4 protein-coding genes are annotated in these 13,495 nt (G+C 76.8%); all 4 read right to left on the bottom strand.

What is annotated here, in order from left to right:
- Nucleotides 1-17: 17 nt before the first annotated feature.
- Nucleotides 18-5,870, bottom strand: a complete 5,853-nt coding sequence (locus ACFXAM_RS19805; protein WP_380292910.1) for a beta-ketoacyl synthase N-terminal-like domain-containing protein — start codon at nucleotides 5,868-5,870, stop codon at nucleotides 18-20.
- Nucleotides 5,871-5,903: 33 nt separating this feature from the next.
- The gene (locus ACFXAM_RS19800) at nucleotides 5,904-9,278 is read right to left on the bottom strand and encodes an amino acid adenylation domain-containing protein (protein WP_380292908.1); all 3,375 of its coding nucleotides are present in this window, start codon (nucleotides 9,276-9,278) and stop codon (nucleotides 5,904-5,906) included.
- A complete protein-coding gene (locus ACFXAM_RS19795) occupies nucleotides 9,271-12,621 on the bottom strand; it encodes a type I polyketide synthase (RefSeq protein ID WP_380292906.1) in 3,351 nt (1,116 codons plus the stop codon). Before ACFXAM_RS19795 ends, ACFXAM_RS19800 begins: the two co-directional genes overlap by 8 nt.
- The coding region (locus tag ACFXAM_RS19790) for a beta-ketoacyl reductase (RefSeq protein WP_380292904.1) at nucleotides 12,618-13,495 on the bottom strand (878 nt) is incomplete at its 5' end. The genes ACFXAM_RS19790 and ACFXAM_RS19795, both read right to left, overlap by 4 nt.

Below are 13,495 nucleotides of genomic sequence, written 5' to 3'. Positions count from 1 at the left end.
GTGTGTGTCGCGGGTGCTCATTCCTGGTCCCCCTGCTCGGCGGACTCCTCGGCCAGCAGGGCCTGCAGCCGGGCCTCCACCTCGTCGTCCGACAGGCCGTCGAGGTCGTCGAGGTCGAGGTCGCCGAGCGCGTCCGGGCCGTCGGGGCCGTCGGGGCCGTGCGGGCCGTCCTCGCCGTCGAGGGTGCCGAGGCCGTCGAGTTCGACGGAGGCGTCACGGCTGATCGCCTCGATGGCGTCCTCGGCGTCCCCGCCGCCGCCCCCGGCCAGCAGCCGGACGGTGTGCGCGACGGTGGGGGACTGGAAGAAGTCCCGCAGGTCGAGCTCGGTCCCGAAGCGGCCCTGGATCCGAGTGTTGATCTGCACGGCGGCCAGCGAGTGGCCGCCCAGGGCGAAGAAGTCGTCGTTCACGCCGACCTCCTCGACGCCCAGCACCTCCCGCCAGAGCGCCGCGACCGCCTCCTCCTGCTCGGTGGCGGGCGCCACGAACGGGGTCGCCAGGTCCGGGCGCGGGTGGCTGCCGCCGAGCGGCGCCAGCTGCTCCAGCTCCCGGGCCAGCAGCGCCGGGGTGATCGAGCGGGCCAGCCGGCGCAGCGCCCCGAAGTCCTGCGGGGTGACCACCAGGTGGGCCGGGAGGTCGGGCTGCGCCAGCACCCGGGCGAAGGCCGCCCGGCCGTCCTCCTCGGTGAAGCCCTCGCCGAGCGCGGCGAGCGCCCCGGCGGCCGCGGGCCGCGCGCCGGTCCCGGCGTCCCCGGCGTCCCCGCCGTCCCCGGCCGCCGCGGTGGACCCGCCGGCGGCCTCGGCCTCGGCGACGGTCTGCGCGATCTGCTCCAGCAGGGCGTCGACGTCGTTGATCCGCTTGACCGTGAAGTCGCCCACCCGGACCAGCAGCCGGCCGTCCGGGTCGAGCAGTTCGAGGTCGCAGCTGAGGGTCTCGCCGGTCGACCCGGCGGGGTGCCTGATCTCCACCGAGACGTGCACGGTGCCGGTCAGCGGGTGCAGGATCCGCAGGCTCCGGTAGGTCAGCGGCAGGTAGTACGGGTCCTCGGCGTGCAGCCGGAACACGCCGCCGGCCATGTCGAGCAGCGCCGGGTGCAGCGGGTAGGCGTCCAGGTCGGCGAGGAAGGCGTCGTCCAGCCGCAGGGTGGCGAGCATCCGCCGGCCGCCGGTGCGGATGGTCTCCAGCACCTGCCAGCGCGGCCCGAACCAGAACTGCAGCGGGCCGCCGCCCTCCTCGAAGCGCTCCACCCCCAGCCGGCGGCGGATCTCCTCCTCGGTCTCCAGGACCTCGGTCACCTCGCAGCGGGCCTCCACCTCGGCCAGGTCGCGCACCGTGTCCGGGCCGCGCTCGTGGAACGACGCCGAGCCGACGGCGTGCTCGCGCCAGGGCGCGCCCTCGCCGGGGCGGCTGCGGACGGTGAACCGGGTGCGGCCCTCGTGCTCCTCGACGGTGGTGTACACCGTCCGGGTCTGCCCGTCGGGGACGATCACCGGCGTCATGAACAGCACGTCGTGCAGCTCGATGTCGCGCTCGCCGGCCTGTCCGGCGAGCGCGGCGCGGACCAGCTCCAGGTAGGCGGTGCCCGGCACCAGCCCGTGGCCCATCAGCCGGTGGTCGTCGACGATCCAGCTGTCCGCGGTGGACAGCACCGTCTCGTAGACCCGGGTGGTCCCCTCGGACCGCACCGGCCGCAGCAGCGGGTGCCCGGTCTCCTCGCCGGCCGCGCCGGTCCTGGCGGTGAGCCCGGCGGCCATGCCGACGCCCTCCCAGGTGCCCCAGCCGAGCGAGGTCACCGGCCGGCCCTGGCGGCGCCGCCACTGGGCGTAGGCGTCCAGGAAGGCGTTGGCCGCGCCGTAGTCGCTCTGGCCGGGGCCGCCGAGGACGGCGCTGACCGAGGAGCAGAGCAGCAGGAAGTCCAGCGGGTCGTCCGCGCAGAGCCGGTCCAGCAGCAGGGTGCCGAGGGTCTTCGCCCCCAGCACGCCGTCGGCCTCCGCCGGGGTGCGGCGCGCCAGCATCCCGGCCGACGGCGCCCCGGCGGCGTGCACCACGCCGTTCAACGGGCCGAACCGCTCGCGCAGTTCGGTCAGCCGGGCGGCGAGCTGCGGCTCGTCGGTGACATCGGCGCGCAGCACCGTGACCCTGGCGCCGCGCTCGCGCAGCCGGGTCAGCCGGCGGATCCGGACGCTGGTCGGGTCCTGCTCACCGTGCGCCTCCAGCCAGGCCGGCCAAGCGTCCTCGGCGGGGAAGCCGGAGCGCCCGAGCAGCGCGAGGACGGGGGAGGCCGCGCCCTCGGCCAGCTGCTCGGCGAGGGCCAGGCCGACGCCGCCGAGCCCGCCGGTGACCAGGTAGACGCCGCCGTCGCGCAGCTGCGCCGGGCCGCCGGCCGGCCGGTCGTCGGCGGCCAGCGGCAGGGCGTCGAAGTCACGGACCCACCAGTGCCGCCCGCGCAGGGCGAGGTCGCGCTCCGCGGGCTCGCGCAGCAGCAGCGCGTGCACGGCGCCCACCGCCTCCCGGCCGGGGTCGCCGGGGTCGGTGCCGGTGAGGTCCAGCAGCCGGCAGACGGTGTCCGGCAGCTCCTGCGGCAGGACGGTGCACGGACCGGCCAGCAGGGCCTGCTCGGGGCGCAGCGCCTCCTCGCCGGTGACGGCGTGCACGCCGCGGCAGAGCACGTCGACGGTGACCGGGACGGCGGGCCGGACGTCCCCGACGGCCTGGGCGAGGGCGCTCAGGCTGTCCAGGCCGAGCCGGCGGGCCGCGGCCAGCCGGTCCTCGTCGACGGCGGCGTCCTCGGACGGGTCGTCACCGAGGCTGAAGGCGTGCACCAGCCGCAGGGCCGTGGCGTCCCCGAGGTCCAGCGAGCCGAGCAGTCCGGCGAGCTGCGCGCGGTCGGCCGGGTCCAGCGTCCAGGCGTGCTCGCCCAGGCGGTGCGGGCCGGGGACGCGCAGGCCGTCGGTGCGGGCGGAGCCGTCGTCGACGGCGACCCGGACCACGGGCGCGCCCGCGCCGGCCAGCCGGTCGGCGAGCGCGGCGCCGAGGGCGGTGCCGTCGCCGAGCACCACCCACAGCGGCTCGCCGTCCCGGCCGGGCCGGGCGGCGGCCGGGGCGAGGCGCTTCCAGCCGGGCGTGCGGAACCAGTCCTCCAGCGGCACCGGTCCGGCCGGGCGCTCCGGTGCGGCGGCGGTGCCGGGGTCCGGGTCGACCCAGTAGCGCTCGCGCTGGAAGGCGTAGCCGGGCAGTCGCAGCACCCGGCCCCCGGCCGGGGCGAGGGCGGCGGGGTCGACGGGCGCCCCGGCGCTCCACAGCGCGCCCAGCGCCTGCGCCAGCCGGACCCGGTCGTCCTCCCGCTCCTGCGGGTGGCGCAGCGAGCCGGCCACCGTGCGGCCCTCCTGCCAGGCGTGGTGGCGGCGGACGAAGTCGCCGAGGGTGTGGCCCGGCCCGACCTCCAGCAGCACCCAGGACGGATCGGCCAGCAGCAGCGCGGCCGCGTCGGCGAACCGGACCGGCTCGCGCAGGTGGCGGCCCCAGTACTCCGGGCTGGTCGCCTCCTCGTCGGTGATCCAGGTGCCGGTGACGTTGGAGCAGAACGGGATCCGCGGCGGGCTCAGCCGCACCCCGCGGACCGCCTCGACCAGCGGGCCGACCGCGCCGTCCATGGCGGCGGAGTGGAAGGCGTGCGAGGTGTGCAGCCGGCGGCAGGCGACGCCGGCGGCCTTGAGCCGGCGCTCCAGGGCGTCCACCGCCCCGGCCGGGCCGGAGACCGCGCTCAGCTCGCTGGAGTTGACCGCCGCCACGGCGAGGCCGGGGTCGGCGTCCAGCCACGGCGCGAGCTCGCGCTCGGCGAGGAACACGGTGAGCATGGACCCGGCGGGCATCGCCTGGACCAGCCGGCCCCGGGCGGCCACCAGACGCACCGCGTCCTCCAGCGAGAACACGCCGGCCAGGCAGGCGGCGACGTACTCGCCGACGCTGTGACCGGCCATGGCGCCCGGCCGCACGCCCAGGGACTCCCAGTGGCGGGCCAGCGCGTACTCGACCAGGAACAGCGCGGGCTGGGCGAACTCGGTGCGGGTCAGCCGCTCCTCGGCCGCCTCGGCCCGCCCGGGCGCGGGGAACAGCAGCGCGCGCGGGTCCTCGCCCAGCTCGGCGGCGAACAGCTCGGCGGCGCGGTCGAGTTCGGCGGTGAACACCGGCTCGTGGCGGTACAGGCCGCGGGCCATGTCGACGTACTGGGTGCCCTGGCCGGGGAAGAGGAAGGCGACCCGGGCCCGCTCGGCGGCCTCGGCGGTGCCGGCGGCGGTCACGGCGCGCAGCGCGGCGACGATCTCCGCCAGGTCGCGGCCGGCCACCGCGCGGCGCCGGGCGAAGGCGCGGCGGTGGTGGGCCAGGGTGTGGGCGAGGTCGGCCGGCGCCGTCGCCGGGTGGGCCTCCAGGTGGTCGGCGAGCCGGCGGGCGCCCTGCGCGAGGGCCTCCGGCGTCCGCCCGGACAGCGGCAGCACGACCGGCGCGCCGTCCGGCCCGGCGGCCGGGGCGGGCTCGGCGGCCGGGGCGGGTTCGGGGGCCGGGCCCTCCTCCAGCACCAGGTGCACATTGGTGCCGCCGATGCCGAACGAGCTGACCCCGGCCCGGCGCGGCGCGCCGCCCCGGGGCCACGGCCGCAGCCGGTCGTTGACGAAGAACGGGCCGGACTCCAGGTCGAGTTCGGGGTTGGGCTTGGTGAAGTGCAGCGACGGCGGGATCGCCTCCCGGCGCAGCGCGAGCACCGCCTTGATCAGCGCGGCGACCCCGGCGGCGGCGTCCAGGTGGCCGATGTTGCTCTTCACCGAGCCGATCGCGCAGAAGCCGGTCTCCTCCGTGGACTCCCGGAACGCCCGGGTGAGCGCGGCGATCTCGATCGGGTCGCCGAGCGCGGTGCCGGTGCCGTGCGTCTCCACGTAGCCGACCGAGCCGGCCTCCACCCCGGCCACCGCCAGCGCCTCGGCGATCACCGTGGCCTGCCCGTCCACGCTGGGCGCGGTGTACCCGGCCTTCAGCGAGCCGTCGTTGTTGACGGCCGAGCCGAGCACCACCGCGTCCACGGTGTCGCCGTCACGGCGGGCGTCGGCCAGCCGGCGCAGCACCACGACGCCGGCGCCGTTGCCCGGCACCGTCCCGCCGGCCGACGCGTCGAACGGACGGCAGTGGCCGTCGGGGGAGAGGATGCCGCCCGGCTCGTACTGGTAGCCCTGCTCCAGCGGCGAGCCGATCGAGACGCCGCCGGCCAGCGCGAGGTCGCACTCGCCGTTGAGCAGGCTCTGGCAGGCCAGGTGGATCGCGGTGAGCGAGGTGGAACAGGCGGTCTGCACGCTCAGCGCCGGGCCGGTGAGGCCGAGCTTGTAGGCGACCCGGGTGGCGAGGAAGTCCTTGTCCGAGGCGAGCATCGTCTGGTACGGGCCCGCCGAGTCGAAGACCCGCCGGTTGGCCGTCACGTTGTGCAGCAGGTAGGTGTTCAGACCGGCGCCGGCGAACACGCCGATCCGGCCCTCGAACGCCTCCGGCACGCACCCCGCGGACTCCAGGGCCTCCCACGCGCACTCCAGGAACACCCGGTGCTGCGGGTCCATGATCTCGGCCTCGCGCGGGTTGTAGCCGAAGAAGGCCGCGTCGAAGCGGTCGGCGCCCTCCAGCACGCCCTTGGCCGGCACGTAGCCGTCACGGCCCGACACCCCGGGGTCCACCCCGGAGGCGCGCAGCTCCTCCTCGGAGAGCACGGCGATCGACTCGCGGCCCTCCTCCAGGTTCCTCCAGAACGCGTCGACGTCGGGGGCGCCGGGGAAGCGGCCGGCCATGCCGACGATGGCGATCTGGTCGAGTTCTTCGGACATCTCCGGCATCGGGGTCTCCTGTCGCCCTCTCACATCGGTCCCTCAGGAACGGGCGCGGCGCGCGGCCGCCTGTTGCCGCCGGGCACCGGCCCGGCGTCGGTGTTCCGCGCGTTCGCGCGCGTCCGGTCCGGGGGCCGCGGACGGCTCCCCCTCGGACCGGTTCAGGTGGGCGGCCAGCGAGGCCACCGTCGGGTGCTGGAACAGCTCGACCATCGAGACCAGGTGCCCGGTGTCCGAGGCGAGCAGCGAACGCAGCTCGGCCATCAGCAGGGAGTGCCCGCCGAGGTCGAAGAAGTTGTCGTGGGCGCCGACCCGCTCGATCCCCAGCACCTTGCGCCAGAGCCCGGCAAGCGTGCGTTCCAGGCCGGCCCCGGGCGCGGCGAACGGCTCCTGCGCCCGTCCGCCCTCCGGCTCCGGTTCCGGCAGCGCGGCGCGGTCCACCTTGCCGCTCGGGGTGAGCGGCAGGGCGTCCAGCACCGCGAACGCGGCGGGCACCATGTACCCGGGCAGCTGCCCGCGCAGATGGGCCGCCAGCTCGGCGGGCCCCGGCGCCGCGGCGCCGTCGGCCGCCGTCAGATGGGCGACCAGCCGGACGTCCCCGGCCCGGTGCTCCCGGGCCGTCACCACCGCCTCGCGCACCCCGGGGGGCGCGGTCAGCACCGCCTCGATCTCGCCCAGCTCGATCCGCAGGCCGCGCAGCTTCACCTGGTGGTCCAGGCGTCCCAGGAACTCCACCGCGCCGTCCTCGCGGAACCGCGCGAGGTCCCCGGTCCGGTACAGCCGGGCCGCCGGGTCCGGGTCGAACGGGTCCGGCACGAAACGCTCGGCGGTCAGCTCCGGGCGGTTCAGATAGCCGCGGGCCAGGCCCCGGCCGCCGATGTGCAGTTCCCCGGGCACCCCGACCGGCACCGGGCGCAGCGCCCCGTCCAGCACGTGGATCCGGGTGTTGGCGATCGGCCGGCCGATGGGCACCGGGCGGCGCGGGTCGCCGTCCGCACGGCAGGTCCAGTGGGTGACGTCGATGGCCGCCTCGGTCGGGCCGTACAGGTTGTACAGCCGGGCCCCGCTGCGGGCCAGGAACCGGTCCTGGAGGTCGCGCGGCAGCGCCTCGCCGCTGCACACCACCCGGCGCAGGCTGGTGCACTCCTCCACCGGCTCCTGGAGGAAGGCCTGCAGCATGGACGGCACGAAGTGCACCGTCGTGATCCGCTCCGCCCGGATCGTCCGGGACAGGTAGCCCGGGTCCCGGTGGCCCTCCGGGCGGGCCAGCACGAGCGTCGCCCCGGCGGCCAGCGGCCAGAAGAACTCCCACACCGAGACGTCGAAGGAGAACGGCGTCTTCTGCAGCACCCGGTCGTCCGCGTCCAGCCGGTAGGCGTCCTGCATCCACAGCAGCCGGTTGCGAATCGCCGCGTGCACGTTCATCACGCCCTTGGGCAGGCCGGTGGAGCCCGAGGTGTAGATGACGTAGGCGAGGTCCTCGCCGCCCACCTCGACGTCCGGGGCGGTGTCCGGGGCGTCGCCCGGCGCGGCCTCGAACTCCTCGACGCACAGCACCTCGGCCCCGGCCTCGGGCAGCCGCCCGAGCACCCGGCGCTGGGTGAGCAGCACCGGCACCCGGGCGTCGCGCACCATGTGCTCCAGCCGGGCGGCCGGCAGCTCCGGGTCCAGCGGCAGGTACGCGCCGCCCGCCTTGAGCACCGCCAGCAGCGCCACCACCAGCTCGGGCGAGCGCTCCATCCCGACGCCGACCACGACGTCCCGGCCCACGCCGAGCCCGCGCAGCCGGTGCGCCAGCCGGTTGGCCCGCCGGTCCAGCTCCCGGTAGCCGACCGACCGCCCCTCGAAGCGCAGCGCCTCCGCCTGCGGGTGCAGCCGCGCGCGCTCCTCGAAGGCCTGGTGGATCCAGCCCTCCGCGGCCGGCCACTGCCGCGCGGTGGCATTGAACTCCTCGACGACGAGCCGCCGTTCGCGCTCCGTCAGCAGCTCCAGCTCGTCCACCGGCCGGTCCGGCGCCGCCACCGCCTGCTCGGCGATCCGGCGGAAGTGCGCGGCCAGCCGGACGACCGTGGACTCGTCGAACAGGTCGCGGTCGTACTCGAACCAGCCGCTCAGCCCGCCGTCCCGGTCGAAGGCCTGGAGCTCCAGGTCGAAGCGGGCGCCGCCGCTGCGCACCAGTACCTGCTCCAGCCGCGCACCGCCCAGGGTGAGGTCCGGCACCGCCTCCCGGCCGTAGGCGAAGCTCACCTGGTACACCGGCGGGCGGCTGAGGTCGCGGGCGGTGCCCAGCTCCCCGACCACCAGCTCGAACGGCACCTCCTGGTGCTCGTAGGCCCCCAGGCAGGCGGCGCGGACCCGCTCCAGCACCTCACCGAACGTCGGCTCGCCGTGCAGCTCGGTGCGGATCGGCAGGGTGTTGACGAAGTAGCCGATCAGCGGCTCCAGTTCGGGCCGGTCCCGGACCGCCGTGGGCACGCCCACCACCACGTCGCGCTGCCGGCTCCAGCGGGCGAGCAGCACGGTGAAGACGGCCAGCAGCGCCATGTAGGTGGTCGCGCCGCGCCGGTGGGCGAACGCGGCCAGCTCCCGCATCAGCGGCTCGGGCAGCTCGAACGGCAGCGCGCCGCCGTGGAAGCCCTGCACGGCGGGCCGCGGCCGGTCCGTCGGCAGCTCCAGCGCGGCCGGCGCCCCGGCCAGCCGCTCCCGCCAGTACGCCAGCTGCCCGTCCCAGCGGCCCCGTTCCTGCTGCTCGCGCTGCCAGACGGCGAAGTCCGCGTACTGCACCGGCAGCTCCGGCAGCGGCGAGGGCCGGCCCTCGGTGAACGCCGCGTACAGCGCGGCGAGTTCGGACAGCAGCACCCAGAACGACCAGCGGTCCGAGACCAGGTGGTGCAGCGCCAGGGCGAGCACCGACTCGTCCTCGCCGGTGCGCAGCAGGGTCAGCCGCACCGGCGGCCCGGTCTCCAGGTCGAACGGCTCGCCGACCGCCACCGCGGTGATCCGCTCGTCCAGTTCGGCCGCGCTCAGCCCGGCGTCCCGCAGGTCGATCTCCGGCAGCTCCGGCGCCGCCGCCGGCCGCACCAGCTGGACCGGGCGGCCCTCGCGCAGGCCGAAGCCGGTGCGCAGCGCCTCGTGCCGGCGGACCACCTCGGCGAACGCCGCGCGCAGCACCCCGGCGTCCACCGGGCCGCGCACCCGCACCGCGCCCGGCACCACGTACGCCGGGTTGGCGGGGCGGACCTGCTCCAGGAACCACATGCCCTGCTGGAACACCGAGAGCGGGAAGACGTCCTCGGCGGGGGCCGCGTTCCGCCTCTCGGCGAGCAACTGCTCCAGGCGGGCCCGCTGCTCCGGGGTCAGGGCGGCCAGCCGCCGGTCGAGCTCGCCCGGCCCCGTGGTCTCCGCCGTCTCAGCCATCGGAACGCTCCGTCTCCCCGGTGACCTGGTCCAGCAGGGCGAGCAGTTCGGCGTCGCGGTCGCCCGCGCGGGCCGCCCGGCGGATCGGCGCGCTGTCCTCCGCCCGCTCCGGGCCCGGGGCGGCGGCCAGCTCGCCGACCACCTGCCCGGCCAGGCTCCGCACGGTCGCGCCCTTGAGGAAGTCGGCCACGGTCACCTTGACGCCCAGCCGGGCCTGGATCTCGTTGCGCAGCTCCACGGCCATCAGCGAGTCCAGCCCGAGGGCGGACAGCGGCGCGTCGGGGTCCACGGCGGCCGCGCGCGAGCCCAGGGCGGTGCGCACCCCGGCGGTCAGCCCCGCCACCAGGGTCTCCACGCGCCGTTCGGCGGGGACCCGCGCCAGCTCCTCGGCGGTGGGCAGCGCGCCGGCCGCGGCCCGGCCGGGCGCCCCGGGCGGCGGCGCCGGCTGCTCGCGCCGGGGGCGGTCGGCGGTGCGGGGCGCGGGGGACCGGCGGACCGTCCGGTCCGCGCGGTCCGGACGGCCGGGCCGGGGCGCACGGACCTCGGTGACCTCGCCGCTCGGCTCGTGCCAGCAGCGGGTGGCGGCGAACGGGTAGTGCGGCAGCGGGGTGCGGGCCCGCGCGTAGTCGCGGTCGAACCCGGCCCAGTCGACCTCGGCCCCCTCGACGTACAGCCGCCCGAGGCTGCCCAGCAGGACCTCCCAGTCGTCGAACTTGGGCCGCAGGCTGGGCAGCATCAGCACGTCGTCACCGGTCAGCACCTCGCGGACCAGGCCCAGCAGGGTCGGCGCCGGGCCGACCTCCAGGAAGGTGCGGTAGCCCAGCTCGTACAGCGAGCGCACCCCGTCGGCGAAGAGCACCGGCTGCCGGGCGTGGCCCAGCCAGTAGTCGGTGTCCAGCGGCCGGTCCCACGGCCAGAGCCGGCCGGTCAGGTTGGACACCAGCGGCAGCCGCGGGGCACCGAAGGCGACCTTCTCCAGCGCCGTCCGCAGCGGCTCCAGCACCGGCTCGACCAGCGGGGAGTGCGAGGAGGTGGAGATCCGCAGCCGGCGCACCTCGGCGCCGCGCGCGGTGAACACCTCGCAGATCGCGTCGACGACCTCGCGCACCCCGGAGACGGTGGTGTTCGCCGGGCCGTTGACCGCGGCCACCGCCACCAGCGCGGTGTCATGGCGGGCGACCTCCGCGGCGACCTCCTCCACCGGGGCGGAGACGGCGGCCATCGCCCCGGCGTCGGCGAGCCGCTGGAGCAGCCGGCCGCGCTCGGCGACCAGCCGCAGGCCGTCCTCCAGCGGCATCGCGCCGGCGAAGCAGGCCGCGGTGTACTCGCCGAGGCTGTGCCCGACCACCGCGGCCGGCTCCACGCCCCACGAGCGCCACAGCTCGGCCAGCGCGTACTCCACGGCGAACAGGCCGGGCTGGGCGAACTCCATGGTGTTGATCAGCTCGCCGTCCGCCTCCGAGGCCGGGTACACGGCGGAGAGCAGCGGCGCCGGCAGGACGTCCCGCAGGATCTCGTCGCACTGCTCCAGGGTGCGCCGGAAGGACGGCTGGGTCTCGAACAACTGCCGGGCCATTCCGGCGCGTTGCGGGCCCTGGCCGGTGAACAGGAAGACCGGCTCGGCGGCCGTGCCCGGCCCGCCGTCCCGGGCGGTGCCCAGCAGCAGGCCCTCCCCGGCGTCGTCGCGCACGAAGTCCGCCAGCCGGTCGGCGAGTTCCCCGGCGCAGGAGCCCACCGCGGCGAGCCGGTGCGGGAAGTGCGAGCGGCCGGTGTTGGCGGAGAAGCAGACGTCGGGCGCGTCCAGCGGCCCGGCCGTCGCCAGCCGGTCCTGGTAGCGGCGGGCGAGCTTGAGCAGCGCGCCGCCGCTCTTCGCCGACAGGGCCAGCACGGACAGCGGGCGGGCGCCGTCCGGCTCCGCCGCCGGGCGCTCGGGCGCCTGCTCCACGATCAGGTGGGCATTGGTGCCGCTGAAGCCGAAGCTGCTCACGCCCGCCGTCCGGGGCCCCGCCGCGGCCGGCCACGGGGTGAGCGCGGTCGGCACGGCGAAGGTGGTCCCGTCGAAGGAGATGTGCGGGTTCAGCTCGCCGAAGTGCAGGTTCGCCGGGATCAGCCCGCGCTCCACGCAGAGCGCGGCCTTGATCAGCCCGGCGATCCCGGCGGCCGCCTCCAGATGGCCGAGGTTGGTCTTCACCGCGCCCAGGTAGAGCGGCTCGCCCTCCTCGCGGCCGTAGACCTCGGCCAGCGCCGCCACCTCGATCGGGTCGCCCAGCTTGGTGCCGGCGCCGTGCGTCTCGATGTACCCGAGCCGGTCCGGGCCCACCCCGGCCGCGGCCAGGGCGTGGCGGAACACCTCGCGCTGGGCCGCGCCGTTCGGCGCGGTCAGCCCGGAGCTGCGGCCGTCCTGGTTGACGGCCGAGCCGCGGATCACCGCGAGCACCCGGTCGCCGTCGCGCTCGGCGTCGGAGAGCCGCTTGAGCACCACCACGCCGCAGCCCTCGCTGCGGACGAAGCCGTTGGCCGCCGCGTCGAAGGTCTTGCAGCGGCCGTCGTCGGCGAGCATCTCCGGGAACTGCGAGAAGGAGATCGCCGCGTCGGGGGAGACCACCGCGTTGACCCCGCCGGCCATCGCCAGGTCGCACTCGCCCAGGCGCAGGTTCTGGCAGGCCTGGTGCACGGCGACCAGCGAGGAGGAGCAGGCGGTGTCCACCGAGACGCTCGGGCCGCGCAGGTCCAGCAGGTAGGAGAGCCGGCCGCTGGCGATGCTGTGGGCGACGCCGGTGCTGGCGTGGGCGGTGATGTCGGCGGGCTCGCGGAACAGCAGCCCGGCGTAGTCGTTGCTGCAGATGCCGAGGAACACCCCGGTGCGGCTGCCGGCCAGCGCGTGCGGAGCCTGCCCGGCGTCCTCCAGGGCCTCCCAGGCGACCTCCAGCACCAGGCGCTGCTGCGGGTCCATGGAGACGGCCTCGCGGCGGGAGATGCCGAAGAACTCGTGGTCGAAGCGGTCGATCCGGTCCAGGAAGCCGCCCCAGCGGGTGCTGTGCCTGCCGGGGGTGCGCGGCCGCTCGTCGTACAGCGCCTCGACGTCCCAGCGGTCGGGCGGGATCTCGCCGATCGCGTCGGTGCCGGCGGTGAGCAGGTCCCAATAGGAGTCCGGGTCGCCCACTCCGCCGGGGAAGCGGCAGCCGGCGCCGATGATGGCGATCGGCTCGGTCCGCGCCCGCTCGTGGGCGTCGATCCGCTGCTGCATCCGTTCCATCGTCAGGAGGGCGCGCTTCATCGCCGTCATGGACGCGGACCGGTCGTCGGGCGCGGCGGGCCGGGTGGTGCTGTCGCTGGTGGTCATCGTCCCTGTCCCCGGTCGGTCGGATCGGCATCGGCGTCGAACTGCGCGGTCTTGGCGAGGAGGAGCGCTTCGAGCTCGCTCTCCGAGAGCCCGTCGAGGTCGACGGGGGCGGCGCCCTCCCGCGCGGCGGCGGTCTCCCCGGCGCCGGAGGTCTCCCGGACGCCCGTGGGCGGGGCCGCGGCGGGCCGGCTCGTCCCGGCCGGGGCGGCGGCCTCCAGCGGGATGCCCATCCGCTCGGCGAGGAAGGGCACCAGCGCGTCCAGCGTCGGGTACTGCCAGCCGAGCGTGGCGGGCAGCGGCACGCCGAGCGACAGCTCCAGCCGGGTGCGCAGCTCCAGGGTGCGCATGGAGTCGAAGCCGAGACCGGCCAGCGGCGCCGAGCTGTCGATCGCGGCGGCGTCCGCGCCGGGCCCGTCGAGCACCCGGGCGGCCAGCTCCCGGCAGTGCCGCACCAGGACGGCGCGTCGGCGCCGGCCCGGACCGACCTCCAGCATCAGGCGGCGGACCGCCTCCCCGCCGTCGGAGTCCTCGCCCGGGGCGCCGTCGCCGGCCGTCGACGCCCGGACGATCGTGGCCGGGCTGCCCAGCAGCCGGGCCAGCGAGCCGAGGCCCTCGCCGTCGACGCTCAGGGCCGGCAGCCCCAGGGCCCGGCGGTGCGCGGCGAGCGCGTCCAAACAGGCGCCGAGGGCCGTGTCGCGCCCGGCCCCGGTGGCCGGGTCGCACAGCACGAAGAAGTCCAACGCGCTTTCGGTCGTGGCGAGATGGAGCTGCCAGGCCTGGGAGGCCCGGGCCGCGGAGGCGTCCGGCGGGGGGTGGTGGCCGGTGCGGGGCCGGGGGGGGGCCGCGAGGGGGGGCGCGCCGGCCTCGGGGCGGC

Source organism: Kitasatospora sp. NPDC059462 (assembly GCF_042749955.1).
Classification (GTDB): Bacteria; Actinomycetota; Actinomycetes; order Streptomycetales; family Streptomycetaceae; genus Kitasatospora.
The sequence above is the reverse complement of the archived record's forward strand: the minus strand, read 5'-3'. Positions and strand labels throughout refer to the sequence as shown.

Excerpts from the sequence above, each read along its gene's own strand:
- ACFXAM_RS19800 (WP_380292908.1), bottom strand. The coding sequence starts at position 9,278 with ATGGCTGAGACGGCGGAGACCACGGGGCCGGGCGAGCTCGACCGGCGG.
- ACFXAM_RS19795 (WP_380292906.1), bottom strand. The coding sequence starts at position 12,621 with ATGACCACCAGCGACAGCACCACCCGGCCCGCCGCGCCCGACGACCGG.
- ACFXAM_RS19805 (WP_380292910.1), bottom strand. The coding sequence starts at position 5,870 with ATGCCGGAGATGTCCGAAGAACTCGACCAGATCGCCATCGTCGGCATG.